Consider the following 23,516-nt stretch of genomic DNA (forward strand, 5'->3'; position numbering starts at 1 on the left):
GTCAGCTGCGTTGTCGTTCATGGCTCTGAAACAACCGGAACAGAGCGTTTTCAGCTGACCGGAGAGCCTCGTTTTTTTAACGCCTGAAGCAACAAAACTACTAATTTATCTCTGCCCTTTCCTTGCCCATGATCACCCCAACAAGAAATGCGCCGTCCGTGCCGGCGCTCATTGAAGTACGTCCACGTACTCGTCCTTGCCTTGGAGTTCGTCATGACCACCTCTGCATCAACGTCTGCACCGCTCATTGAAAAACACACGATCGGCTACGTGCCGCCCGAAGATCGCCACGGAAAGGTTCGGGATCTGTTCACCCTCTGGTTCGGCGGCAACATCGCGCCGCTGCCCATCGTCACCGGCGCTCTCGGCGTGCAACTGTTTCACCTGAATCTGGTGTGGGGCATCGTCGCCATTCTGGTCGGCCATCTGGTCGGCGGTGTGCTGATGGCGCTGCACTCGGCGCAAGGCCCGCAGATGGGTATCCCGCAGATGATCCAGAGCCGTGCGCAGTTCGGCTCCCTCGGCGCGCTGCTGGTGGTGTTGATTGCCGGCGTCATGTACATCGGCTTCTTCGCCTCCAACATCGTGCTGGCCGGCAAGTCCCTGCATGGCGTGGTCGACAGCGTTCCAGTGCCGGTCGGCATCGTCATCGGCGCACTGGGCTCGGGGATCATCGGCATCATCGGTTACCGCTTCATCCACGTGCTCAACCGCATCGGCACCTGGGTCCTGGGAATCGGCATCGTGGTCGGCTTCGGCTACATCCTCACCCACATCCAGACCGATGATTTTCTCACGCGCGGCAGCTTCAACCTCTCGGGCTGGCTGGCAACGGTGTCGCTGGCGGCGCTGTGGCAGATCGCGTTCGCGCCTTACGTGTCGGACTACTCGCGTTACCTGCCGGCGAACGTGCCGGTGGCGGCGACCTTCTGGACCACCTATCTGGGATCGGCGCTGGGCTCCAGCCTGTCGTTCGTGTTCGGCGCCGTCGCGGTGCTGGCAACCCCGGTGGGCATGGACACCATGGACGCGGTGAAACTCGCCACCGGCGCCATCGGCCCGCTGATGTTGGTGCTGTTCCTGCTCAGCGTGATCAGCCACAACGCCCTCAACCTGTACGGCGCGGTGCTGTCGCTGATCACCCTGGTGCAGACCTTTGCCTACCGCTGGATTCCAACCGCCAAGAGCCGCGCAGTGATTTCGATCATCGTCCTGCTGGCCTGCTGCTTCGCTGCGGTCGGCGCCTCGGCGGACTTCATCGGCCACTTCGTCGACATGGTGCTGGTGCTGTTGGTCGTACTGGTGCCGTGGACCGCGATCAATCTGATCGACTTCTACGCCATCCACAAAGGCCAGTACGACATCGGCTCGATCTTCCAGGTCGATGGCGGCATCTACGGCCGTTACAACCCGCAGGCCTTGCTGGCCTATGCGATCGGTATCGCGGTGCAGATTCCGTTCATGAACACGCCGCTGTACGTCGGGCCGGTGTCGGCGCACATCAACGGCGCGGACCTGTCGTGGCTGGTTGGCCTTCTGGTGACCTCGCCGCTGTATTTCTGGCTGGCGACCCGTGACAGTGCTTATCGTCGGCGGCTGACCTCCGGGAAACTGGCGGGCAGTCTGTAAGCCATTCGTTCTGCGCTGACACACGAAGGCCCTCGCAAATGAGGGCCTTTTTTGTTTTGGATGGGGCCGCCTATTTCGCTTTGAACGCCTCACGCCGCGCCTGTCGTTCCGCGGCGTACGCCTCTTGCGGCTGGCTGATCAGATCCTCACGGCGCAACACTTCGCCGCAGTGATCGCACAACGGCCCGAGGCCGGCGCTGTGGTTGCAGTTCTTGTGGGTCATGTTCACCGCCAGACCCTCCTCCGGCGATTTGCACCAGGTCTCGCCCCAGGCGCGCAACGCAATTATCACCGGGTAAAACGCCTCGCCCTTCGCGGTGAGATGGTACTCGTAGCGTTTCGGCCGTTCGTTGTACAAGCGGCGCTCGACCAGTCCATCCGCTTCCAGGCTTTTCAGACGGGCGGCGACCATCTGCGGCGTGCCGCCGGTCTGGGCCAGGATCTCGTCGTAGCGATGGCTGCCCATGAACAATTCGCGCAAAACCAGCACCGTCCAGCGGTCGCCGACGATCGACTCGGCCCGGGAAATCGGGCACAGCGTGTCGGGAAGACTATCGTTTACAGCCATCAGGGCTTGCCTCTTTCACAGTTACTATGATTATCATATCAACAAGATGCGGGAACAAGCCCTGAGCATCGATCACTCTCATTGCCGGAGTCCATCGTCATGTCGAAACCTCTCTATCCGCTCGACAGAACCGCCTATCTGCTGGTCGATCCGTACAACGATTTTCTCTCCGAGGGCGGCAAGATCTTTCCGCTGCTCAAACCGATGGCCGAACAGAACGGCCTGCTCGACAACCTGCGCAAACTCGATCGCGCCGTGCGGGCCCTGCCGATTCCGGTGGTCATCGTACCGCATCATCGCTGGGTCAAAGGCGACTACGAGAACTGGGACCATCCAACCCCGACCCAACAAAAGATCATGCACATGCACCACTTTGCGCGCGGCGAATGGGGCGGTGAATGGCACCCGGATTTCGCGCCGAAGGACGGCGACATCGTGGTCCAGGAACACTGGGGCTCCAGCGGTTTCGCCAACACCGACCTGGACTTTCGCCTGAAACAGCAAGGCGTCACCCACGTGATCATCGTCGGCCTGCTGGCCAATACCTGCATCGAGGCCACCGCGCGCTATGCATCGGAACTCGGCTATCACGTCACGCTGGTGCGCGATGCGACCGCCGCGTTTAAAGAGGAAATGATGCACGCCGCCCACGAACTCAACGGCCCGACCTTCGCTCATGTCATCACCACTACAGACGAACTGATCGCCAACCTTCAGTCGCAAGGTGACGCAAAATGACTCTGACCGGCCACATGCTGATCGGCGCCGCTGACGTCCCCGCCACCGAGGGCACGATGAAGGCGCTGAATCCGGCAACCAACACGCTGATCGAACCGGAATTCGCCTTCGGCGGTGCAGCGCAGGTCGATCAGGCGGCAACCCTCGCCGACGCGGCCTTCGACAGCTACAGCCACATTTCGCTGGCCGAACGTGCGGCGTTTCTCGAAAGCATCGCCGACAACCTAGACGCCGTACGCGAAGAATTGGCCGCCCGCGCCGCGCTGGAAACCGGCCTGCCTCAGGCGCAGCTCGAAGGCGAAGCCGCCCGGGCCGCGACCCAGTTCCGTCAGTTCGCCGAGGTGGTGCGCAAGGGGCGCTTTCTGCAACTGGCGATAGACCCGGCGCAACCTGATCGCCAGCCGCGACCACGGATGGATCATCGCCTGCAGAAAGTCGCCATCGGCCCGGTGGCGATCTTCGGTGCGAGCAATTTTCCGATCTCCTATTCGGTAGCCGGTGGCGATACTGCGTCGGCACTCGCGGCCGGTGCGACGGTGATTCTCAAGGCGCATAACGCACATCCCGGCGCATCGGAAATCCAGGCTCGCGCTATCCGCAAAGCGGTGCAGTCGCATGGCTTGCATGAAGGGGTTTTCTCCATGGTGCGCGGTGGCGGCAATGCGATCGGTGAGGCGCTGGTCGATCATCCTTTGATTAAAGCGGTGACGTTCACCGGTTCAGAGGTGGGCGGCATGGCGCTTTATCGCCGCGCGCAGTTGCGGCCTGATCCGATTCCGGTTTTCACCGAAATGACCAGCGTCAACCCGACGTTCATTTTGCCCGCAGCGCTGTCCGCGCGTGGCGGAGAAATCGGCGATGGCTTTATCGAGCGGATGCTGGTGAATGTCGGGCAGGCCTGTCTGTGTCCGTCGATTCTGATCGCGATTGAAGGCGAAGGTCTGCAAGCGCTGCGCAATGCGATGATCAAACGGGTCAGCGAAGCGCCAGCGCGTACGATGCTGACGCCGGGGATTCACGGGTCATACGTTAACGGCCTGGTGGCGATGGAAAGCGTGGGGGCGAATCTGGTGGCGGTCGGCGCGCCGTCGGATGGCCAGTTTGAGGGCCGCTCGGCGTTGCTGGAAGTCGGTGGTCAGCACTTTCTCAACGAAACCGCACTGGCCCATGAAGTGTTCGGCCCGGCCGCGTTGTTGGTAACGGTCAGGGATGATGAAGAGTTACTGGCAGTCGCCCGCACGTTCAAGGGCCAACTGAGCGCAGCCATTCACCTTGAAGACCGCGATCTGGATCTGGCCCAGCGTCTGCTGCCGATCCTCGAACGACGCACCGGACGCATTGTGGTCAACGCCTTCGCCCATCCGCAGGAAGTGACCTTCGCCACCGTACACGGCGGCCCATTCCCGGCCACCTCGGACAGCCGCTTCACCTCGGTCGGCATGACCTCGATCGAGCGCTTTTTGCGGCCGGTGGCGTATCAGGGCTTTCCCGATGCATTGCTGCCGGAGGTGTTGCGCGACGCCAATCCACTCGACCTGCCTCGCAGCATCGACGGCCAATGAAAAATGCCCGGTTCGGCGAATCACCGAACCGGGCACGCTTTTCAATCAAATGAGCAGGTCTTCATGGAGAAGACCCGAACCCAGAGCGTCAATTCTCTTCTGCACGCACCACACCGCGCTCCTCCAGCAAACGCACAAACATGCTCAGACTGCGCGAAACCGTACCCCGCCGCCATACCAGCCACGTCGTCAGAAAGCGGAAATCCGACGCCAGCGGCCATACACTGACCGTCGCGCAGCCGGGCATGCTCTGCAGCATGCTGCGCGGCATCAAAGCCAGGCCGGCACCCGCGCTGACGCAGGCGAGCATGCCGTGATAGGACTCCATTTCGAAGATCTTGCCGGGCACCGCAGCGTCGGTGCTGAACCATTTTTCGAAGTGATGGCGATAGGAGCAGTTCGAGCGGAACGCATAGATGTTCTCGCCATTCACGTCCGCCGCGCGCTGGATCGGCCCGTGGTGAAGCGGCGAGATGACGACCATTTCCTCTTCGAACGCCGGAATGCCCTCCAGCGCCGGGTGCAAAACCGGGCCGTCGACAAACGCGGCCGCCAGGCGCCCGGAGAGCACACCGTCGATCATCGTCCCGGACGGACCGGTCGACAGGTCCAGATCGACCTTCGGATGTTGCTGGTTGTAGGTCGCCAGCAGACCGGGAATCCGCACAGCCGCCGTACTTTCCAGCGAGCCCAGCGGGAACGCGCCTTGCGGTTCCTCGCCGGCCACCGTGGCGCGCGCTTCCTGCACCAGGTCGAGAATGCGCCGCGCGTACTCGAGAAAACTCCAGCCCGCCGGCGACAGGCGCAAGCGGCTTTTCTCACGGATGAACAGGTCGACGCCCAGGTCCTCCTCCAATTGCTTGATGCGCGTCGTCAGGTTCGACGGCACGCGATGGATCTGCGCCGCCGCAGCGCTGATGCTGCCGTGCTCGGCAACGGCCTTGAAGATTTCCAGTTGCACCAGATCCACAGTCATTCTCCAATCGTGAAAGAAACGCTCTTTATTATTCAGTTTCCAGAAACCAAACGCCACCCTACTCTGAGCGCATCCACTGACCTCGCAGGACGATGCCATGAGCCCGATTTCCAGCCAGACCCACGCTATCTCGATCAATCCCGCCACCGGCGAGCAGATCGGTCATTACGCCTTCGAATCCGCCGAAGCCCTCGATGCTGCGCTGACCCGCGCGGCGTTCGGCTTCAACAAGTGGAAACGCAAACCGCTGCAGGATCGCTCCCGCGCCCTGACAGCGTTGGCCGGCGCGCTGCGTGACAGCAGCGAAGCCATGGCGACCATTATCACCCAGGAAATGGGCAAGCCGATCGCCCAGGCCCGTGGCGAAATCGAGAAATGCGCCAAGCTCTGCGAGTGGTACGCCGAACACGGCCCGGCCATGCTCAACGCCGAAGCGACGCTGGTCGAAGGCGGCAAGGCGCGCATCGAATACCGTCCGCTCGGCCCGATCCTCGCCGTGATGCCGTGGAACTTCCCGATCTGGCAAGTGCTGCGCGGTGCGGTCCCGGCGCTGATCGCCGGCAACACTTACGTGCTCAAACATGCGCCGAACGTGATGGGCAGCGCCTACCTGCTGCGCGACGCCTTCACCCGCGCCGGTTTTGCCGATGGCGTGTTTGAAGTGATCAACGTCACCCCGGAAGGCGTTTCGACCGCCATTGCCGATTCGCGCATTGCAGCCGTAACCCTGACCGGCAGCGTCCGCGCCGGCATGGCCATCGGTGCACAGGCCGGTGCCGCGCTGAAGAAATGCGTACTGGAACTGGGCGGCTCCGATCCGTTTATCGTGCTCAATGACGCCGATATCGACGAAGCCGTGCAAGCGGCGGTGATCGGTCGTTACCAGAACTCAGGGCAAGTCTGCGCCGCCGCCAAACGCCTGATCATCGAAGAAGGTGTGGTCGAAGAATTCACCCGCAAATTCGTCGAAGCCACCCGCCAGTTGAAGATGGGCGACCCATTGTCCGCCGACAACTACATCGGCCCGATGGCCCGTTTTGACCTGCGTGACGAACTCGATCAACAAGTGCGCGACACCCTGGAAGAAGGCGCCACCCTGCTGCTCGGCGGCAGCAAAGTAGAAGGTTCGGGCAACTATTACGAGCCGACCGTACTGGCCGACGTCACCGACCGCATGACTTCGTTCAAGCAGGAACTGTTCGGCCCGGTGGCCTCGATCATCACCGCTCGCGACTGCGCCCATGCCGTGGCCCTGGCCAACGACAGCGAGTTCGGCCTGACCGCCACGATCTACACCGCCAACGTCGCCCTGGCCCAGCAACTGACCAGCGAACTGGAAACCGGCGGCGTGTTCATCAACGGCTACTCCGCCAGCGACCCGCGCGTGACCTTCGGCGGCGTGAAGAAAAGCGGTTTCGGCCGCGAGCTGTCGCACTTCGGCGTGCGCGAGTTCTGCAATGCGCAGACGGTGTGGTTGGATCGCCGCTGAACCAATGAACAAAGCCCGGAAGCGTTTTGCGCTTCCGGGCTTTTTCATTTATGCCGCAGCCTGTTGGGGTTCCGAGACCGTCCGATCTTTGCTTAATAGCCCCAGCACCACAGCCGCCGACACCAGGGTGATGATCGTCAGGATGTGCAGCAGATATTGGAACGCCGAGGCGTAACCCTGCACCAGACGTTCATTATCCAACCCCGGAACCGTGTTGATCGCATGGGCCATGTCGCCGGTGGTCACCCGGTGCGCCGTCTCCGCAATCAGCGCGGTGTCTGCACCGCTGGCTACGGCTTGCAGATCGGTATGCAGCAGCGAGGCAAGAATCGCCGCGACACTGGCCAGTGCAATCCCCTCACCCGCCACCCGTACCGTGTTGAAAATCCCGGCCGCCATGCCGGCGCGCTCTTTCGGCACCACGCTGACCGACAGTCCGTCCATCAAACCCCACGGCAGGCCCGCGCCGATTCCGATCAATACCATCGGCACCACCAGCGCAAATTTCGGCTCGCCGACGTCGTACAGGCTCAGCCAGTGCAGCCCCATGGCAGCTATCAGGAAACCCACGCCCGACAGGATGCCGGCCGAGACAAACCGGGTCATGGACGCCGCGAGCATCGGCACCACCAGCATCGGCGCCGACAGCGCCAGCAACAGCAGGCCGGCATCGATTTCACTCAAGCCTTCGACGCCGATAAAACGCAGCGGTAGCATGACCACGAGCACGATGTAGCAATAGCAGGTGCCGATCGGCAGCATCTGCACACCGACGAAGCGCGGAAAGCGGAACAGCGTCAGATCGAGCATCGGACGTTTGACGCGCATTTGGATGCAGACGAACAGCGCCAGCAACAGCGCCGAAGCACCCAGCAGACCAACCACCAACGGACTGCCCCAACCGCTCTCGGGTGCCTGAATCACACCGAACGTAAACAGCGCCAGCATCGAACTGAATGTCACGGTGCCCGGCCAGTCGAGACCGCTGGCGTCGGGGTCGCGGGTTTCGCGCATGCGCGGCAGACCGAAGACCATCGCGATCACACCGATCAGCGCGGTGAACACAAAGATCGCGCGCCAGTTGAACGCCTCGATCAACGCTCCGGCCACCAACGGGCCGAACGCGAGACCGATACCAAACGTGGTGCCGAGCATGCTGTACGCACGGGTGCGCGCATGACCTTCGAATTCCTGCGCCAGCGCCGCCGAACCACTGGCCAGAGCCGCCGCACCGGCCACGCCCTGAACCGCTCGCAATACGTCGAGCCAGAACACCGAAGGTGCCAGGCTCTGGGCAATCGACGCGGCGGTGAACAACAGCATTCCGCTGGTGAACAGGCGCTTGCGTCCATAGACATCGGCCAACGCCCCTGCTGCCATCAGCAAACTGCCAAACGACAACATGAACGCATTGGTGATCCAGGTCAGCGCCACCGGGCTGCCGCCCAGGTCACCGCCAATGGCCGGCGTTGCCACCGCGCCACCAGTGAAACTTAACGGAAGGACCAGAGCCGACAGGCAAATGGCTGCGAGGATCAGCAGCTTGTCGCGCGCGCCCGTGTGTTGGGAGACGTTTGTCATGATTTCATCCAATGAAAAGAAAATCAGGCTGCGATCAATAGAGCGCAGCCTGCGATAGCTTCAACGAGGGGCCAGGTCAGTCCTTGAAATCCGTGGACAGCGCCAGCTCATTCCACTCGGCCAATTCCTGCGCCACCAAGCGGTTCTTCGCCTCGATCCGTGCAACCGTGTCGCTGCCCAGCGCCAGCCGTTGCGGCGGGTTCGGTGCGTTGACCAGCGCCAGCATCGCTTCGGCAAACTTCAGCGGATCGCCCGGCTGGGCATGGTTGGCCGCTTCGGCAAACGTGCGCATCTTGCCGACGGTTTCGTCGTAGTCCGGCAGCACCAGTGCGGTCTTGATCAGCGATTGTTCGTCAAGGAAGTCGGTGCGGAAGAAGCCCGGTTCGACCACCGTGGCATGAATGCCCAGCGGCGCCAGTTCCTGATGCAGCGCTTCGCTGATGCCTTCCACTGCGAACTTGGTCGAGCCGTAGACACCCCAGCCCACGTAGGCCTGATAACCGCCAATCGACGAGATGTTGATGACCCGTCCGCTGCGCTGGGCACGCATGTGCGGCAGCACCGCGCGGGTGACATTGAGCAGGCCGAACACGTTGGTCGCGAACAGGCGCTCGGTTTCGCTGGCGCTGGTTTCTTCGACGGCGCCCAACACGCCGAAGCCGGCATTGTTGATCAGTACGTCGATGCGGCCGAAGCGCTTGATGCCTGCTGCCACCGCTTGGTGGGCTTCTTCTTCGCGGGTGACATCGAGGCGCACCGCCAGCAGGTTCGGGTGATCGCCGAGGCGGTCGGTGATGTCTTGCGGGTTGCGGGCGGTGGCAATCACCGCGTCACCGGCACGCAGGGCCTGTTCAGCGATAAGGATGCCAAAACCACGGGAAGCTCCGGTAATCAGCCAGGTACGCATATCAACTCCTCCTGTCGGTGACCCTGGCGAGATTGCCGGGCCTTCTTGATGAGTTGAGTCGACTTTAAAGCCGTGCTACTGATGTGATAATCCCAACAAATTTGCATGACTTTGTGAAAGGTGTTCACAAATGAAAAACCCGTCCACGGCGGATCTGTCGATCTTTCTTTGCATCGCCCAGCACCTGAATTTCAGCCGTGCAGCGGTGGATCTGGGCCTGACACCGTCGGCGCTGAGCCATTCGTTGCGCGCTCTGGAAAATCGCCTGGGCGTGCGCCTGTTCAATCGCACCACTCGCAGTGTGGCGCTGACCGAAGCGGGCGAGCGGTTATATGCGCGGCTGAAACCGGCATTTCGCGACATCGACGACGCGCTCGAAGACCTCAATCACTTTCGCGACAAACCTTCCGGCAACCTGCGCATCACTGCGGGGCGCCAGGCCTGCGAACTGGTGTTGCTACCGATTGCCGGGGCGTTCCTGCAGGCCTATCCGGACATCCGCCTGGAAGTGGTTGAAAGCGATGCGCTGCTGGATATCGTCGCCGCCGGTTTTGATGCCGGGGTGCGGTTCGGCAATCGGCTGGAGGCGGACATGGTGTCGCTGCCGATCGGTCCGACCTTGCGCTCGGTGGTGGTCGCCTCGCCGGCATTTCTCGAGCGGCACGCCGCGCCGCAAAAACCCGAGGATCTGCACGCCCTGCCCTGCATCCGTCACCGCTTTCCCAGCGGCGCGCTGTATCGTTGGGAATTCGAACGCGGTGGCATCGATCAGGAAATCGAAGTCAACGGCCCGCTGACCCTGGGCGATGTCAGCCTGATGGTCGGCCCGGCGTTGCAGGGCTTGGGACTGGCGTATGTGTTCGAGGACATGGCCCGCGAGCACTTGGCAAGCGGGCGGCTGGTGCAGGTACTGGCGGACTGGTGCCCGTACTATCCCGGCCTGCACCTGTATTACCCGAGCCGGCGCCATGTACCGGCGCCACTCAAGGCGTTTATCGACTTCGCCCGCCTTGCCCGCGATGGCAAAACGGGCTGAGCCGTTTTACAGATACTTCAACCAGGCAATGTCGCGACGCCGGGCCTTCAATGCCGAAAACCAGCGCACGGCCGGGAACAACGCGACCGCCAGCACCATCGCCGCCAGCCACACCGCCGTCACCGACGAGAAACCGAAATACGTGCCCTGATTAAGCCCGAACAGCGCCACGCCAATCAGGTACAGCACCTTCAGCGCATACAGGTGCAGCAGGTAAAAAAACATCGGTGCCGAACCGAACACCGTCAGCCAGCGAATCCAGCGTCGATCCTGTGCGCGTTCGAACACCAGCAACAGCAACAGTCCGACACTCACCGTCAATGTGATGAACAACAGCGACGGCGGGTATTTGGTGATGTTGAAAAAACTCATCAGGGTTTGCAGACCGCTGTCACCGAAGGCCCAGGGTTTCTCGCCGTAACCGTTGACCAGCCGCAGCGCCACAAAGCCCAGCAAACCGGTGATGCCACTGATCAACAAACGGCGCTGACGCACCCCGGCATCGGCCGCACGAGCGAACCACGGCCCCAGCGCGTAACCCAACCCGATCACGCCGATCCACGGCAACAACGGGTACGAGGTACGCAGACGCAAGGTCTCGCCGGCCTCGATCCAGCCCCGGTCATGCAGGATCGCCCACGGTATGTGCAGCGCCGACTCCGCTGCGAAGTGCAGTCCGTCGAGCAGGTTGTGCCCGGCGATGATCGCCAGGCTCAGCGTCAACAACAGCCAGCGTGGCAGCCAGACCAGCAGCGACAGCGCGATCATGCTCAGGCCGATCGCCCAGATCACTTGCAGATAGATCACGGTCGGTGGCAGCTGGAACGTCCAGGCAAAATTCACCAGGGTGAATTCGAGCGCCACCAGAAACAAACCGCGCTTGAACAGAAAGGCACTGACGTCAGCCTTGCCGGCGTACTTTTCCCCGAACAGCCACGCCGACAACCCGGTCAGCAGCACGAACACCGGCGCGCACAGATGCGCCAGGGTGCGACTGAAGAACAGCGCCGGCTCGGTGCTGGCGATGTCCATCGGGTCGGTGACCTGACGATGCAGCAGAAAGGTTTCGCGCACGTGGTCCAGCAACATGAACAGAATCACCAGGCCACGCAGCGCATCAATGGACAGCAACCGGCCAGTCGCCGAGGGGGCAGAACGGGGAACCGCAATCGTCATGGAAGTATCGCAATCGAAAGGTTGATCGATGCAGCCGCCCGAAAGCGGCCGTAAAATTTGCGTTACCTTATAACATGAAAAACCGATCTAATCGCTAGCGGTTCTCAAACAGCGATCACGCGGTGCGCAGGGTTTCCAGCACGACCTGCAACGGATGGCGCAACTGTCGATCGGCCTGGCGCTTGACCTGACTGCGGCAGGAATAGCCGGTGGCCAGTGCTTCGCCCTTCTCCAACGGCGCCTCGATCTGCTTCGCCCAGGATTGCTCGTAGATCACCGCCGAGGTCTCGCGATTACGCGCTTCGTGCCCGTAAGTGCCGGACATGCCGCAGCAACCGGTGGCCTGGGTCGCCAGCTTCAGACCGACACGCTCGAACACCTGCTCCCATTGCCGAGTGGCGGCCGGAGCGTTGGTTTTTTCGGTGCAGTGCGCCAGCAGGCGGAAGGTTTCGTCGCGGCGCGTTCCGACTTGCTCCGGCATGATCTTGAGCAGCCACTCCTGCACCAGCGCCACCTCCGGGCATTTCTCCATTCCCGGGACTTTCAGATATTCCTGGCGATAGACCAGGGTCATGGCCGGGTCGAGCCCTACCAACGGCACACCGATCTCGGCCAGCGCGCGCAATTGCCCGGCATTGCGCAACGCCGCGCGATTGAACGCCGAGAGGAAGCCCTGCACATGCAGCGGCTTGCCGTTGGCACTGAACGGTGCCAGGTAGACCTGATAGCCGAGACGCGAAATCAGCTCGATCAGATCCGCCAGCAACGGCGCCTCGAAATACCGGGTGAAGGCGTCCTGCACCAGCACCACGCTGCGTTCGCGCTGGGCTGCAGACAGCGCCGACAACACCTCGACCGATGCCGGCTGAACCTGCCAGCGACGCATAGCCGCGTGGAAATCGAAACGGCTGAGCAACGGTACATCGACCATGCCGCCAAGACGTTCGATCAAGCGCCGGCTGAACGAGGCGCCCATCAAGCCGTTATAGAGAAACGGAATCCGCGCCATGTACGGAATCGTGTACTCCAGCGAAGCAATCAGGTAATCCCGCGCCGGCCGCAGATAACGGGTGTGGTACAGCTCAAGGAACCGCGAACGGAAGTCCGGCACGTTGACCTTCACCGGGCACTGCCCCGCGCAGGACTTGCACGCCAGGCACCCGGCCATGGCGTCGTACACCTCGTGGGAAAAGTCCTGTTCCTGCGCACGGCTGTTGCGCCAGCGCTGCAGCAACGTGCTGAAAAACGGCGGACGGCGGCTGGCATCGGCCAACACGTCGACCCCCGCCTCGCCCTGCAACCGCAGCCATTCGCGAATCAGCGAGGCGCGGCCCTTGGGCGATTGCGCGCGCTGGCGGGTGGCTTTCCACGACGGGCACATGGCATCGTCGGGATCGAAGTTGTAGCAGGCGCCGTTGCCGTTGCAATGCATGGCCGCGCCGTAGTCCTGCCAGACTTTCTCGTTGATCTGCCGGTCGAGTTCGCCGCGCAGGGTCACTTCATCGATCTTCAGCAATGCCGCGCCGGGAATATTCGGCGTGGCGATCTTGCCCGGATTGAACTGGTTGAACGGATCGAACGCCGCCTTCAGGGCTTGCAGCGCCGGGTACAAGTCGCCGAAGAAGGCCGGCGCATATTCCGAGCGCAGGCCCTTGCCGTGTTCGCCCCACAGCAGGCCGCCGTAACGCTGGGTCAGCGCGGCGACACCGTCCGACACCGGACGCACCAGTGCAGCTTGTTGCGGATCCTTCATGTCGAGAATCGGCCGCACGTGCAGCACGCCGGCATCAACGTGGCCGAACATGCCGTACTGCAATTGGTGGCTGTCGAGCAGGTCGCGCAGTTCGGCGATGTACTCGGCCAGGTGCTGCGGCGGCACGGCGGTGTCTTCGACAAATGGCTGCGGCCGCGCTTCACCGGCGACGTTGCCGAGCAGGCCCACCGCGCGTTTGCGCATGCCGTAGACGCGATTCACCGCCGCATGACCGACGGCCAGCGTATGCCCCAGGCGTTCGACCGTGGCGTCGTTGCCCAAGTGCTGGACGAAGGCTTCGACCCGGCGTTGCAGCTCCTCGGGATCGTCGCCGCAGAATTCCACCAGGTTGATCCCCAGCGTCGGCCGCTCGGCGCTTTCCGGAAAGTACTCGGCGACGCCGTGCCAGACGATGTCCTGCATCGCCAGCAACAGCACTTTGGAGTCGACGGTTTCGATCGACAATGGCTTGAGCGCCATCAACGCCCGGGCATCGCGCAAGGCATCCATGAAGCCGGCGTAGCGAATGTTCACCAGCATCGTGTGCTTGGGGATCGGCAACACGTTGAGCTTGGCCTCGACCACAAACCCCAGCGAACCTTCGGCGCCGCACAGCACGCTGTTGAGGTTGAAACGGTTGTCGGCCTCGCGCAGGTGCGCCAGGTCATAGCCGGTCAGGCAGCGGTTGAGATCGGGAAAGGTTTCCCGGATCAGCTCGCCCTGCTCATCAATGATCTGCCGCGCACAGCGATACACCTCGCCGGCCCGGCCTTCACGGGCGCATTCCGCTGCCAGCTCACTTTCTTCAAGTGGGCGGCCGTGCAAGCGCTCGCCCCCGCGCAGGACCATGTGCAGTTCCAGTACGTGGTCGCGGGTCTTGCCGTAGGTGCAACTGCCCTGGCCGCTGGCGTCGGTGTTGATCATGCCGCCGACCGTAGCGCGGTTGGAGGTCGACAGTTCCGGGGCGAAAAACAGCTCGGCGGATTTCAGGGCGGCGTTCAGTTGATCCTTCACTACGCCGGCCTGCACCCTTACCCAACGCTGTTCAACGTTGATTTCGAGAATGCGGTTCATGTGCCGCGACAGGTCGACGACTATGCCGTCGGTCAACGACTGGCCGTTGGTGCCGGTGCCGCCACCGCGAGGCGTGATCACCACTTTCTGGTACGCCGGTTCGGCGATCAGGCGCGCCAGCAGCGCCACGTCGTCGGCATCACGCGGGAACACCGCCGCTTGCGGCAAACGTTGATAGATCGAGTTGTCAGTGGCGAGCACCACGCGGCTGGCGTAGTCGGCACTGATTTCGCCACGAAAGCCGCTGGTTTCAAGGGCTTTGAGAAACTGTTGGTAGTCGGTGTTCAACGCGGTGGAAGGCGACAGCTGGGCAATCATCGGGAGGGCAATCTCGGTCAAAAACGGGCCGTGTGGCGGTGAACAGTTGTGCGCAATGAATGATTGCGTCACGCTCCCGCCATCTCATAGGCCTTATGTTCATTGCAGAGCGATGCCGGGACAACCGTAAAATCGACCCGCAATCCATGACTAAAACGAATGAATCCGCGAACCCTCACTCCCTCGATGTCGTTGCTGCTGGCATTTGAAGCCGCCGCACGCCATGAAAGCTACACCCGCGCCGCCCACGAACTGTCGCTGACCCAAAGCGCGGTCAGCCGGCAGGTGCAGATTCTGGAAAAGATGCTCGGCATGCGCCTGTTCAGCCGTGAAGGCCGGCGGGTGATTCTCACCGACGTCGGGCGCATGTATCAGCGCGAACTGTCCGAAGCCCTCGGCCAGATCCGCAGCGCGACGTTGCAGGCCATGGCGTTTGGCTCTGGCATCCACAGTTTGCGCCTGGCGACCCTGCCGACCTTCGGCTCGAAATGGCTGCTGCCACGCTTGAAGGATTTCTACACTGCCCACCCCGGCATGACTGTGCACCTGCATTCACGCATCGAAACGATCGACTTCGACACCAGCGAAATCGACGCGGCGATTTGCGTCGGTGGCGGTGACTGGCCGGGGCTGACCGCTCACCGCCTGCACACCGAAGAACTGGTGGTGATCGCCAGTGCGCAGCTGTCCGATGCCGAACGCCGTGCGGCCGACAAGGACATCGCCGGGCAACTGCTGCTCAACGTCAGTAGCAACGCTCAGGCCTGGTCCGAGTGGTTCAGCCATCATGCCCTGCCCCATCGCAGCATGCGCATTGGCCCAAGTTTCGAGATGACCTCGCACTTGATCCAGGCCGTGCGCGCCAATATCGGCATCGGGCTGGTGCCGAGGATTCTGGTGGAAGATGAATTGCACAACGGCGAGCTATTGCAACTGGGTGAACCGATCAGCAGCCGGCGCAGCTATTACCTGGTGTACCCGGCGCGCAATGAGTCGCTGGCGTCGCTGAAGGCGTTTCGCGACTGGTTAATGCGCACGCTTTGAAACAATCGAGGGCGCCGTTTGGCGCCCTCTGGTTTTGCTCGATCAGAATCGCGGCTTCAGCGCTTTCCAGTCAGGTTTATAGCGTTGCATCTGCCGCACATCATCACGCTGGCGAATGCCGCAGGTCAGGTACTGGTCATGCAGCTTGCCCAGTTGATCGTGATCCAGTTCCAACCCCAGGCCCGGCGCACGCGTGATCGTCACGCAGCCATCGACGATCGGCAGTTTGCCGCCCTTGATCACCTCTTCATCCGGCTCCTGCCACGGATAATGGGTGTCGCAGGCGTAGTCCAGATTTGGCACGGCGGCCGCCACGTGCGCCATGGCCATAAGGCTGATGCCCAGGTGTGAATTGGAATGCATCGACACGCCGAGGCCGAAGGTGTCGCACATTTTCGCCAGGGTCTGGGTGTCACGCAGGCCGCCCCAGTAATGGTGATCGGCGAGAACAATCTGCACGCTGTTCTGCGCCACGCTGCGGCGGAACTCGTCGAAGTCAGTGACCACCATGTTGGTCGCCAGCGGCAGCCCGGTGCGTTTGTGCAGCTCGGCCATACCGTCGAGACCCGGGGTCGGATCCTCGTAATACTGCAGATCATCACCCAGCAACTCGGCCATGCGGATCGAGGTTTCCAGCGACCAGTTGCCGTTGGGATCGATGCGCAGCGGATAACCGGGAAAGGCCTTTTTCAGCGCCTTGATGCACGCCACTTCGTGCTCCGGCGGCAACGTGCCGGCCTTGAGCTTGATGCTCTTGAAACCGTACGCCTCGATCATCCGCGCCGCCTGGGCGACGATTTGCTGCTCGTTCAGCGCCTCGCCCCAGTTGTCCGGTTTGTACGGTGAATCGACGTGCTGCGCATACTTGAAAAACAGGTAGGCACTGAACGGCACTTCGTCGCGCACCGCACCGCCCAGCAGATCCACCAGCGGCACATTCAGGTAACGGGCCTGCAAGTCGAGAAACGCCACTTCGAACGCCGAATACGCATTGCTGACGGCCTTGCTGGCGTGGGAACCGGGCGCCAGTTCGGCACCCGCCAGACTTGCCGGTTTGTGGGTGGCAACCGTGGTCTGAACGATCCGACGCAGCTGATTAAGATTAAACGGATCGAGACCGATCAACTGCGACTGCAACTGTTGCTGGATCGCCAACGCCGGGGCATCGCCATAGCTTTCGCCGAGGCCGATGTAGCCGTTGTCACTCTCGATCTCGATGATCGAGCGCAGGGCGAACGGTTCATGGATGCCACTGGCGTTGAGCAGCGGCGGATCACGGAAAGCGATCGGAGTGACGGTTACGCGAGTGATTTTCAAAATGACGCTCCTGTTGAGTCGAAATCAGTGGCTCGCCACCGGGTTGGCCGTCGGCACAACGGCAGTTTCGGGTTCAGGCTTTGCCGGGGTTTTGCCTTTGGCGCCTGGCGCCATGCGGGCGAAGAAGATCACTACTGCTGCCACCAGCGAAGTTGCGGCCAGGCCATACAGGCCGCCTTCTATGGAGCCGGTGGTCTGTTCAAGAAAACCGAACGCGGTCGGCGCAACGAAGCCGCCGAGGTTGCCGATGGAGTTGATCAGCGCGATCACCGCCGCTGCGATACGCGCATCGAGATAGCTTTGCGGAATCGGCCAGAACAGTGCCGAAGCAGCCTTGAAGCCGATGGCCGCAAAACAGATCGCGACGAAGGCGAAAATCGGCCCGCCGGTGGTGGACATGAACATGCCGAACGCGGCGATCACCAGAGTCAGCGCGACCCACGCCTGCTGGAATTTCCACTTGCCGGCCAGCGCCGCAAAGCCGTACATCGCGACGATGGAAATGATCCACGGCACGGAGTTGAGCAACCCGACCTGGAAGTCGCCGAGATTGCCCATCTTCTTGATCATGCTCGGCAGCCAGAAAGTGGCGCCGTAGATGGTCAGGGCGATGGAGAAGTAGATGAAACAGAACAGCGCAATCTGCCGGTCCGCCAGCAGTTTGAACATCGATGGTTTGGCGACGTGAGTCGCTTCGCGGGCGCGCTGCTCTTCAGCGATTGCCGTCACCAGCGCTTCACGCTCCTCCTCGCTCAGCCACTTGGCCTGACGCGGATGGGATTGCAGCCAGAACCAGACAAACCCGCAGAGCACCACCGACGCAGCGCCTTCGATCAGGAACATCCACTGCCAGCCGTGCAGGCCCAGACCGCTGATGTGCAACAGCGCGCCGGACACCGGGCCGGAAATCACCGAAGCAATTGCGGAACCGCTGAGAAACACCGCCATGGTCTTGCCGCGCTCAGAGGCCGGCAGCCATTGGGTGAAGTAATAAATGATCCCCGGGAAGAACCCGGCCTCGGCAGCGCCCAGAATGAAGCGCAGCACGTAGAAACTGGTTTCACCCTTGACGAACGCCATGGCAATCGCGGCGGCGCCCCAAGTGAACATGATCCGTGTCAGCCAGGCGCGGGCGCCGTAGCGCTGAAGAAGCATGTTGGACGGCACTTCAAACAAGGCGTAACCGATGAAAAACAGACCGGCGCCAAGGCCATAGGCAGCGACGCCGATACCCAGATCGGTTTCCAGATGACTGCGCACGAAGCCGATGTTGACCCGGTCGATGTAGTTGACGATGAACATCACCACGAACAGCGGCAGCACATGGCGCTTGACCTTGGCGGCGGCGCGGGCGAGTACCGTGATGTCCGGCGGACTCTGGAGGGTATTCAAGGGGCGACTCCCGATCTTTGTTTTTGTAGGGATGGCCTGTTCAGGCGTAGAGCGATCATGGACGGGGTGATTGATCCCGTCTAATCTAACTTGGCATTCGATTGATACCTGGATTAGATCAATGTTCGAATTGACCCAACTGCGCTGCTTCACCACTGTCGCCACCGAACTCAACTTCCGCCGCGCCGCCGAGCGGTTGAACATGACCCAGCCGCCACTGAGCCGGCAGATCCAGTTACTGGAACATCACCTGGGCGTCGACCTGTTCACCCGCAGCACACGCAGCGTGGCGCTCACCGCTGCCGGCCGGGCGTTTTTCATCGAGGCGCAGAATCTGCTCGAACGCGCACAACAGGCCGCCGTCACCGCCCGACGTTTTGCCGAGGGTGATATCGGCTCGGTGAACATCAGTTTTGTCGGCAGCGCGGTGTATGAATTTCTGCCCAAGGTCATCGCCGAGGCGCGCCTCAAGCAGCCGCAGGTGAAGATCGACCTGACCGAAATGAACACCTATCAGCAACACGAGGCCTTGCGCGCCCGACGCATCGACCTGGGGATCGTCCGCGCGCCGTTGCTGGAGCCTGGTTACGCCACCGAATGCCTGGTGCGTGAGCCGTTTGTGCTGGCGGTGCCGAGCGGCCATCGACTGGCCGAGGCCGACGAGGTTTCAGTGAAGGATCTGGATGGGCAGCCGTTCCTGATGTATTCCCACGCGGCCTATCCGCCGTTCAACGAATTGCTCACCGGCATGCTGCGCTCGGCCCGGGTCGCCCCGGATTACGTGCAATGGCTGGGGTCTTCGCTGACGATTCTGGCGCTGGTCAATGCGGGCATGGGCCTGGCGCTGGTGCCGCGTTGCGCGACCAGCGTGGTGTTCAGGAATGTGGTGTTTCGCGAGATCGATCTGGGCGAAGGGGTGCAGAGCGAGCTGCATCTGATCTGGCGGGAGAACAACGACAACCCGGCGTTTGCGATGTTGCTGGAGGGCATTCGCCGGGCGGTGAAGGATGGATGGGGTTAGGAATGGGCTTGCGGATATGGAGGGTATTTCGGCGGTGGAGGTGCCTTTGATGCCTCGATCAATGGTTTCTCCAGCCGCTTTCCGTCCGGCCCTACAAAAAGACGCTTTATATGTGGCGGTATTGGTTGTGATGCTCTGGCGGTCATGATGAACCCTCTGATACAGGGCTGAATTCAACCCATTTAACCCTCGTGGAATCTATCAGCAAAAATTCCGCACTAATAGGCACCTCCGTTCCATCCTCGTTGATCCAGCAGGGATATTGCATCACAAACTGCCCGCTGGTTGACTCGGGTGGCCAGTCCACCGGCCAGCCCAGGACGCGCCTTTCATCATCCAAATGCAGGGTGATAACGCGATCATATTTCGCAAATGCGCTGAACCATTGACTGGGGTAGGAAGATTGTTTCGTGACGTTTCTGCTGCGCAACCAACCATGTAACTTGCCATTCGCTGACAGGCAACAGGCCAACAACCCGAGTACCAGCGACGCAAAAAATGCCCACGACGCTTCAGCCTTCGCATCCCACTTTCCTATGGAAAACCCCTCCTCCCCCACCCACACACAAACCGCCCCAATCCCCAGCACCATCCCGTGAATCACAAACGTGAAAATCAGCGCCTGCACAATCTGGCCGAACGTATCCGGTCGCTTGAAGGCCGTCAGCGTGTAGAAAATCCAGGTCGAAACAAACCCCGGGACCAGGTATTGCAAAAGCGGAATCACTTCCTTCACCAGATCATCCATGATCGGTCGCTCCTTGAATCAAGAAACACTCCTCCCAAAACAGCAATCCCGGCCTGTAATGGTCCGGCATTCAAAGCCTAGTGCTCGCGGGAAAAAAGCCCGCAATCAACTGTCACCGCGCATTACACTTCCCGCAGAATCTGATCCGCGCCGTTCCCTGCCGCCATCAACACCGCCGCATGAAGGTTGATGCACGAGCCGGATCGTTTCATCATCGCGCAAGGTTTCGAGGAGTAACGCCATGACCCGTTATCAGCCGTTGAACTGTGATCTGCACGACTACTTGGAAATCGCCTGCCTGCGCGGCTATCAGCTGGACATCGAGCTGGTCGACGGTCAGCGTCTGACGGCCCGGGCCGTGACCACGCGGACCAGCAGTGACAAAGAAGAATTTCTGGTGATCGAACAACAGGGCGCGCAACAGGAAATTCGCCTCGACCAGTTGCTCGCCATCACACCTCAGGAGACCAACGCCGAGTTCGGTCGGGTGGTCCTTGCCGGAGGGGTTTGCGGAATCTGAACAAAAAATCCCGCCCGGCATCAACCGGGCGGGATTTTCTAAACACGCCGTTTACGCGACGACGGGGATCATCGGATCCGCAGCCGCCAGCGCGATGGCACGGTCAGCCGCCGGTGGATAGATCCACTGGGTGTTGATCTGGGTCTTGAGCGACTTGCCCTCCTCCTTGACCAGTTTCACCTGACGATCCCAGCCTTCGGTGTACACCGCGCCCCAGGCGCCGAGGTCTAGGCAGGTCACGTATTTCGGCTGGCTGTACGGCGTTGGGTCGACCCCGAGGATCTGCGCTGCGACGTTGTTGCCGGCGTGACGACCAAGGGAAATCGCGTGCTGGCAGGTCATCAGGGCGAAGTTGCCGACATCGTCGGTGGCCGCGTAAGCCACGTCGCCGGTGGCGAAGATGTCGTCCTGGCCGATGACTTTCAGGTTGGCATCAACGTGCAGACGGCCCTGACGATCACGCTCGGCAGGAATCTGCTCGGTCAGGGAGCTGGCACGTACACCGGTGGTCCAGACCACGGTTTTTGCCTCGATACGCTGGCCGTCCGACAAGGTCACGCCGTTTTCATCGACGGACACCACCGACACACCCAGTCGCCATTCCACGCCCAGCTCTTCGCTAGCTTCAGCAATCGACACGCTGATCGCTTCGCCCATGGACGCGCCGACTTTTTGCCCGCGATCAACGATGATCACTTGAATATTGGCATCGTCGCCCAGCACGGCCCGCAGACGCGCCGGCATTTCAGTGGCGGTTTCGATACCGGTGAAACCACCGCCGGCGACGACCACGGTGTTGCGCGCCTGGCTTTCAGGCTGGCAGATCAGGGAATCCAGATGGTTTTCCAGGCGGATCGCAGCTTCGATCTGGTCGACGTCAAACGCATATTGCGCCACACCCGGGGTGTCCGGCAGGGCCAGGCCGCTGCCGGAGGCCAGCACCAGTTTGTCGTAGCTGAACACCTGTTGCGCACCGGCTGCGTCGGTGTAGCCCACGGTTTTCGCCTGTACGTCGATGGTGTTCGCGGCGCCCTTGATGAAATTGACGCCAACCGCGTCGAACAGATCGCCCAGTGGTGCGGCCAGTGTGTGGGCATTCGGCTCGTAGAAACGTGGGCGAACGCGCAGCTCGGCTTGCGGCGCCAACACGGTTACGTCGATGTTGTCCCGATTGTGAATGTCGACCAGACGCGTGGCGCTCAATGCCGTCCACATGCCACCGAAACCTGCGCCGATTACCAGAATGTGCTGTTTCATTGTTCTCTCCAGGCACGAAGCCAAGTCACTGAATGAGGTGGAAGGATTCACATCATCGGGAGCGGACACGTCTGTATTTTTCAAGAACGCGGAAGGCTGCTCACCGGATAACGGCGACTGTATTGGTCGCCGTTATATCCGACAAGTCAGATTTTGTGATGATTAGCATCGAAAACTTCGATAGCTCAGATTGAACGGAGCCACCCTCTTCAACTCGTTGATTCAGCTGAAATCAAGAAATCCGGGATCCTAATAGCCAAACACTCAAGGCGCTCTCGATTTGTTTGCCACGAACAACCCTGATAACATCGGCGACAAATACAGTCGGAGATAGTTATGTCGCTTTACAGTGCGGGGGTCGAGTACGGCATTCACTGCCTGGCCTTTCTGGTGGGCAGCGGCGGTGACAGTCGTGAAGCCAGCGTGCGTGACCTGGCAGAGCTGCAAGGGGTGCCGCTGGATTACCTGGCGAAGATCTTCACCAAACTGGCCAAAGGCAAGCTGGTGGAATCCACCGGTGGCGTGCGCGGCGGCTTCACCCTGGCGCGTCCGGCGGAAGAAATCACCCTGCTCGACATCGTCAATGCCATCGATGGTCCCAAGAACATTTTCGAATGCCGGGACATTCGCGGACGCTGCGCGCTGTTCGATGGCTCGCCGCCGGACTGGGCGCTGGACGGCACCTGCTCGATTCACGCCGCGATGATGACCGCGCAAAAGCGCATGGAAGAAGCCCTCGCCCAGCAGACCATCCTCGACATCGCCAGAAAGGTCGGGCGCAAGGCACCGGCGGGGTTCAACAGTCAGGTGGAAGACTGGATGCAGGATCGCCGGGAAAAGAAGACCGGCGGCGCCGGCATTCCGCTCACCGACATCTCGGACTGAGCTCGATCAGCAGGCAAAAAAAAGCAGAAACCGATCTCCGGTTTCTGCTTTTTTTATTTCGACCTCACAGGCAGTCGCGCACCGCTTTGCGCAACGATCCGGACTTCGCCCACGGCGGCCCCTGATACAGGGAAACGCGGCTGCCGTCCTTGTACTTGACCACATCGAGAATCTCGTCAGCGGTGACGATGCTCGGCGCGGTGATCCGGTAGCCATTGGAAATCGCTGTCTGGGACGTCTTGGCAACGTCCTGCTGCCACAACGGCAATACACACGCGGCGTAGTCCTTGGGAGTCTTGTTGCTGGTCTTGCTGACATTCGGCTCGCCCGGCACCAGTGACGCAGGCAACGAACAACCGGCCAATGCTACCAACAGCATGCCCCCGATCAACATCCGCATGGTGATTCCTTCATCTGAAAAAAACGCGAATGTAACCTGTAACTGTTCGGACATCCATCGTAGCGCTCTGCCTGTACTCCTCGAAAACCGGACCAATCAGCTCACCGACAGATGACCTTGCCCCA

General features: G+C 61.3%; 20 protein-coding genes. 9 read left to right on the forward strand and 11 right to left on the reverse strand.

The window, feature by feature from the left end:
- The first annotated feature begins 213 nt into the window (after positions 1–213).
- A complete protein-coding gene (locus ACEN93_RS04690; protein WP_039766943.1) occupies positions 214–1,629 on the forward strand; it encodes a purine-cytosine permease family protein in 1,416 nt (471 codons plus the stop codon).
- A 70-nt stretch (positions 1,630–1,699) separates the two neighbouring features.
- Here the strand turns inward: ACEN93_RS04690 and ACEN93_RS04695 are convergent, their stop codons facing one another.
- Entirely contained in the window at positions 1,700–2,197 is a 498-nt protein-coding gene (locus ACEN93_RS04695) for a winged helix-turn-helix transcriptional regulator (RefSeq protein ID WP_039766945.1), read from the reverse strand.
- Positions 2,198–2,296: 99 nt separating this feature from the next.
- On the opposite strand from ACEN93_RS04695, the gene ACEN93_RS04700 reads away from it, so the two are divergent.
- Together ACEN93_RS04700 and ACEN93_RS04705 are read left to right on the forward strand one after the other, a co-directional pair.
- Positions 2,297–2,935, forward strand: a complete 639-nt coding sequence (locus tag ACEN93_RS04700) for a cysteine hydrolase family protein (RefSeq protein ID WP_074688656.1) — start codon at positions 2,297–2,299, stop codon at positions 2,933–2,935.
- Positions 2,932–4,497, forward strand: a complete 1,566-nt coding sequence (locus ACEN93_RS04705; RefSeq protein WP_495611128.1) for an aldehyde dehydrogenase (NADP(+)) — start codon at positions 2,932–2,934, stop codon at positions 4,495–4,497. Before ACEN93_RS04700 ends, ACEN93_RS04705 begins: the two co-directional genes overlap by 4 nt.
- Before the next feature lie 88 nt (positions 4,498–4,585).
- Here the strand turns inward: ACEN93_RS04705 and ptrR are convergent, their stop codons facing one another.
- On the reverse strand, positions 4,586–5,467 hold the full coding sequence (ptrR, locus tag ACEN93_RS04710) for a putrescine utilization regulator PtrR (RefSeq protein ID WP_414882873.1): 882 nt from the start codon (positions 5,465–5,467) through the stop codon (positions 4,586–4,588).
- A gap of 103 nt (positions 5,468–5,570) precedes the next feature.
- On the opposite strand from ptrR, the gene ACEN93_RS04715 reads away from it, so the two are divergent.
- Complete coding sequence (locus ACEN93_RS04715; RefSeq protein ID WP_495611129.1) at positions 5,571–6,962, forward strand: aldehyde dehydrogenase family protein; 1,392 nt, start codon at positions 5,571–5,573, stop codon at positions 6,960–6,962.
- Positions 6,963–7,010: 48 nt separating this feature from the next.
- Here ACEN93_RS04715 and ACEN93_RS04720 read toward each other — a convergent pair whose 3' ends face one another.
- Both ACEN93_RS04720 and ACEN93_RS04725 read right to left on the reverse strand, forming a co-directional pair.
- A complete protein-coding gene (locus ACEN93_RS04720; protein ID WP_495611130.1) occupies positions 7,011–8,543 on the reverse strand; it encodes an MFS transporter in 1,533 nt (510 codons plus the stop codon).
- 76 nt (positions 8,544–8,619) lie between these two features.
- Positions 8,620–9,450, reverse strand: a complete 831-nt coding sequence (locus ACEN93_RS04725) for an oxidoreductase (protein WP_085667594.1) — start codon at positions 9,448–9,450, stop codon at positions 8,620–8,622.
- A gap of 130 nt (positions 9,451–9,580) precedes the next feature.
- Between ACEN93_RS04725 and ACEN93_RS04730 the strand changes: the two genes are divergently transcribed.
- Positions 9,581–10,486, forward strand: a complete 906-nt coding sequence (locus ACEN93_RS04730; protein WP_103386934.1) for a LysR family transcriptional regulator — start codon at positions 9,581–9,583, stop codon at positions 10,484–10,486.
- Positions 10,487–10,492: 6 nt separating this feature from the next.
- Here ACEN93_RS04730 and ACEN93_RS04735 read toward each other — a convergent pair whose 3' ends face one another.
- Positions 10,493–11,662 (reverse strand): acetyltransferase domain-containing protein, encoded by a 1,170-nt coding sequence (locus ACEN93_RS04735; protein WP_495611131.1) that lies wholly within the window; start codon positions 11,660–11,662, stop codon positions 10,493–10,495.
- 115 nt (positions 11,663–11,777) lie between these two features.
- Complete coding sequence (gene ydiJ, locus ACEN93_RS04740; protein WP_495611543.1) at positions 11,778–14,807, reverse strand: D-2-hydroxyglutarate dehydrogenase YdiJ; 3,030 nt, start codon at positions 14,805–14,807, stop codon at positions 11,778–11,780.
- A gap of 159 nt (positions 14,808–14,966) precedes the next feature.
- Between ydiJ and ACEN93_RS04745 the strand changes: the two genes are divergently transcribed.
- Positions 14,967–15,851 (forward strand): LysR substrate-binding domain-containing protein, encoded by an 885-nt coding sequence (locus tag ACEN93_RS04745; RefSeq protein ID WP_011334658.1) that lies wholly within the window; start codon positions 14,967–14,969, stop codon positions 15,849–15,851.
- Between the two features lie 42 nt (positions 15,852–15,893).
- Here ACEN93_RS04745 and ACEN93_RS04750 read toward each other — a convergent pair whose 3' ends face one another.
- Together ACEN93_RS04750 and ACEN93_RS04755 are read right to left on the reverse strand one after the other, a co-directional pair.
- A complete protein-coding gene (locus ACEN93_RS04750; protein ID WP_103386931.1) occupies positions 15,894–17,168 on the reverse strand; it encodes a glucarate dehydratase family protein in 1,275 nt (424 codons plus the stop codon).
- A 24-nt stretch (positions 17,169–17,192) separates the two neighbouring features.
- A complete protein-coding gene (locus ACEN93_RS04755) occupies positions 17,193–18,560 on the reverse strand; it encodes an MFS transporter (protein ID WP_495611132.1) in 1,368 nt (455 codons plus the stop codon).
- A 121-nt stretch (positions 18,561–18,681) separates the two neighbouring features.
- Here ACEN93_RS04755 and ACEN93_RS04760 point away from each other — a divergent pair, with 121 nt between their 5' ends.
- Positions 18,682–19,581, forward strand: a complete 900-nt coding sequence (locus tag ACEN93_RS04760; protein WP_039766962.1) for a LysR family transcriptional regulator — start codon at positions 18,682–18,684, stop codon at positions 19,579–19,581.
- A gap of 142 nt (positions 19,582–19,723) precedes the next feature.
- Here the strand turns inward: ACEN93_RS04760 and ACEN93_RS04765 are convergent, their stop codons facing one another.
- Positions 19,724–20,329, reverse strand: coding sequence for a DUF6338 family protein (locus ACEN93_RS04765; RefSeq protein ID WP_039766964.1), 606 nt, complete (start codon positions 20,327–20,329; stop codon positions 19,724–19,726).
- 241 nt (positions 20,330–20,570) lie between these two features.
- On the opposite strand from ACEN93_RS04765, the gene ACEN93_RS04770 reads away from it, so the two are divergent.
- The gene (locus ACEN93_RS04770; protein WP_495611133.1) at positions 20,571–20,849 is read left to right on the forward strand and encodes a Rho-binding antiterminator; all 279 of its coding nucleotides are present in this window, start codon (positions 20,571–20,573) and stop codon (positions 20,847–20,849) included.
- A gap of 51 nt (positions 20,850–20,900) precedes the next feature.
- On the opposite strand, the gene ACEN93_RS04775 is transcribed toward ACEN93_RS04770, so the two are convergent.
- Positions 20,901–22,106, reverse strand: a complete 1,206-nt coding sequence (locus ACEN93_RS04775; protein WP_085667588.1) for an NAD(P)/FAD-dependent oxidoreductase — start codon at positions 22,104–22,106, stop codon at positions 20,901–20,903.
- A gap of 336 nt (positions 22,107–22,442) precedes the next feature.
- Between ACEN93_RS04775 and ACEN93_RS04780 the strand changes: the two genes are divergently transcribed.
- Positions 22,443–22,991 (forward strand): RrF2 family transcriptional regulator, encoded by a 549-nt coding sequence (locus ACEN93_RS04780; RefSeq protein WP_074688679.1) that lies wholly within the window; start codon positions 22,443–22,445, stop codon positions 22,989–22,991.
- 64 nt (positions 22,992–23,055) lie between these two features.
- On the opposite strand, the gene ACEN93_RS04785 is transcribed toward ACEN93_RS04780, so the two are convergent.
- Positions 23,056–23,391 (reverse strand): hypothetical protein, encoded by a 336-nt coding sequence (locus tag ACEN93_RS04785; protein WP_039766968.1) that lies wholly within the window; start codon positions 23,389–23,391, stop codon positions 23,056–23,058.
- Positions 23,392–23,516: the final 125 nt, after the last annotated feature.

The sequence above is a fragment of the Pseudomonas sp. Pseusp21 genome, assembly GCF_059492145.1.

What these genes read in the sequence shown, in the direction of transcription:
- ACEN93_RS04705 (WP_495611128.1), top strand. Translation starts at nt 2,932, where the DNA reads ATGACTCTGACCGGCCACATGCTGATCGGCGCCGCTGACGTCCCCGCC.
- ACEN93_RS04760 (WP_039766962.1), top strand. Translation starts at nt 18,682, where the DNA reads ATGTTCGAATTGACCCAACTGCGCTGCTTCACCACTGTCGCCACCGAA.
- ACEN93_RS04700 (WP_074688656.1), top strand. Translation starts at nt 2,297, where the DNA reads ATGTCGAAACCTCTCTATCCGCTCGACAGAACCGCCTATCTGCTGGTC.
- ACEN93_RS04730 (WP_103386934.1), top strand. Translation starts at nt 9,581, where the DNA reads ATGAAAAACCCGTCCACGGCGGATCTGTCGATCTTTCTTTGCATCGCC.
- ydiJ (WP_495611543.1), bottom strand. Translation starts at nt 14,807, where the DNA reads ATGATTGCCCAGCTGTCGCCTTCCACCGCGTTGAACACCGACTACCAA.
- ACEN93_RS04690 (WP_039766943.1), top strand. Translation starts at nt 214, where the DNA reads ATGACCACCTCTGCATCAACGTCTGCACCGCTCATTGAAAAACACACG.
- ACEN93_RS04775 (WP_085667588.1), bottom strand. Translation starts at nt 22,106, where the DNA reads ATGAAACAGCACATTCTGGTAATCGGCGCAGGTTTCGGTGGCATGTGG.
- ACEN93_RS04745 (WP_011334658.1), top strand. Translation starts at nt 14,967, where the DNA reads ATGAATCCGCGAACCCTCACTCCCTCGATGTCGTTGCTGCTGGCATTT.
- ACEN93_RS04715 (WP_495611129.1), top strand. Translation starts at nt 5,571, where the DNA reads ATGAGCCCGATTTCCAGCCAGACCCACGCTATCTCGATCAATCCCGCC.
- ACEN93_RS04780 (WP_074688679.1), top strand. Translation starts at nt 22,443, where the DNA reads ATGTCGCTTTACAGTGCGGGGGTCGAGTACGGCATTCACTGCCTGGCC.
- ACEN93_RS04765 (WP_039766964.1), bottom strand. Translation starts at nt 20,329, where the DNA reads ATGGATGATCTGGTGAAGGAAGTGATTCCGCTTTTGCAATACCTGGTC.
- ACEN93_RS04785 (WP_039766968.1), bottom strand. Translation starts at nt 23,391, where the DNA reads ATGCGGATGTTGATCGGGGGCATGCTGTTGGTAGCATTGGCCGGTTGT.
- ACEN93_RS04735 (WP_495611131.1), bottom strand. Translation starts at nt 11,662, where the DNA reads ATGACGATTGCGGTTCCCCGTTCTGCCCCCTCGGCGACTGGCCGGTTG.
- ACEN93_RS04695 (WP_039766945.1), bottom strand. Translation starts at nt 2,197, where the DNA reads ATGGCTGTAAACGATAGTCTTCCCGACACGCTGTGCCCGATTTCCCGG.
- ACEN93_RS04725 (WP_085667594.1), bottom strand. Translation starts at nt 9,450, where the DNA reads ATGCGTACCTGGCTGATTACCGGAGCTTCCCGTGGTTTTGGCATCCTT.
- ACEN93_RS04770 (WP_495611133.1), top strand. Translation starts at nt 20,571, where the DNA reads ATGACCCGTTATCAGCCGTTGAACTGTGATCTGCACGACTACTTGGAA.
- ACEN93_RS04720 (WP_495611130.1), bottom strand. Translation starts at nt 8,543, where the DNA reads ATGACAAACGTCTCCCAACACACGGGCGCGCGCGACAAGCTGCTGATC.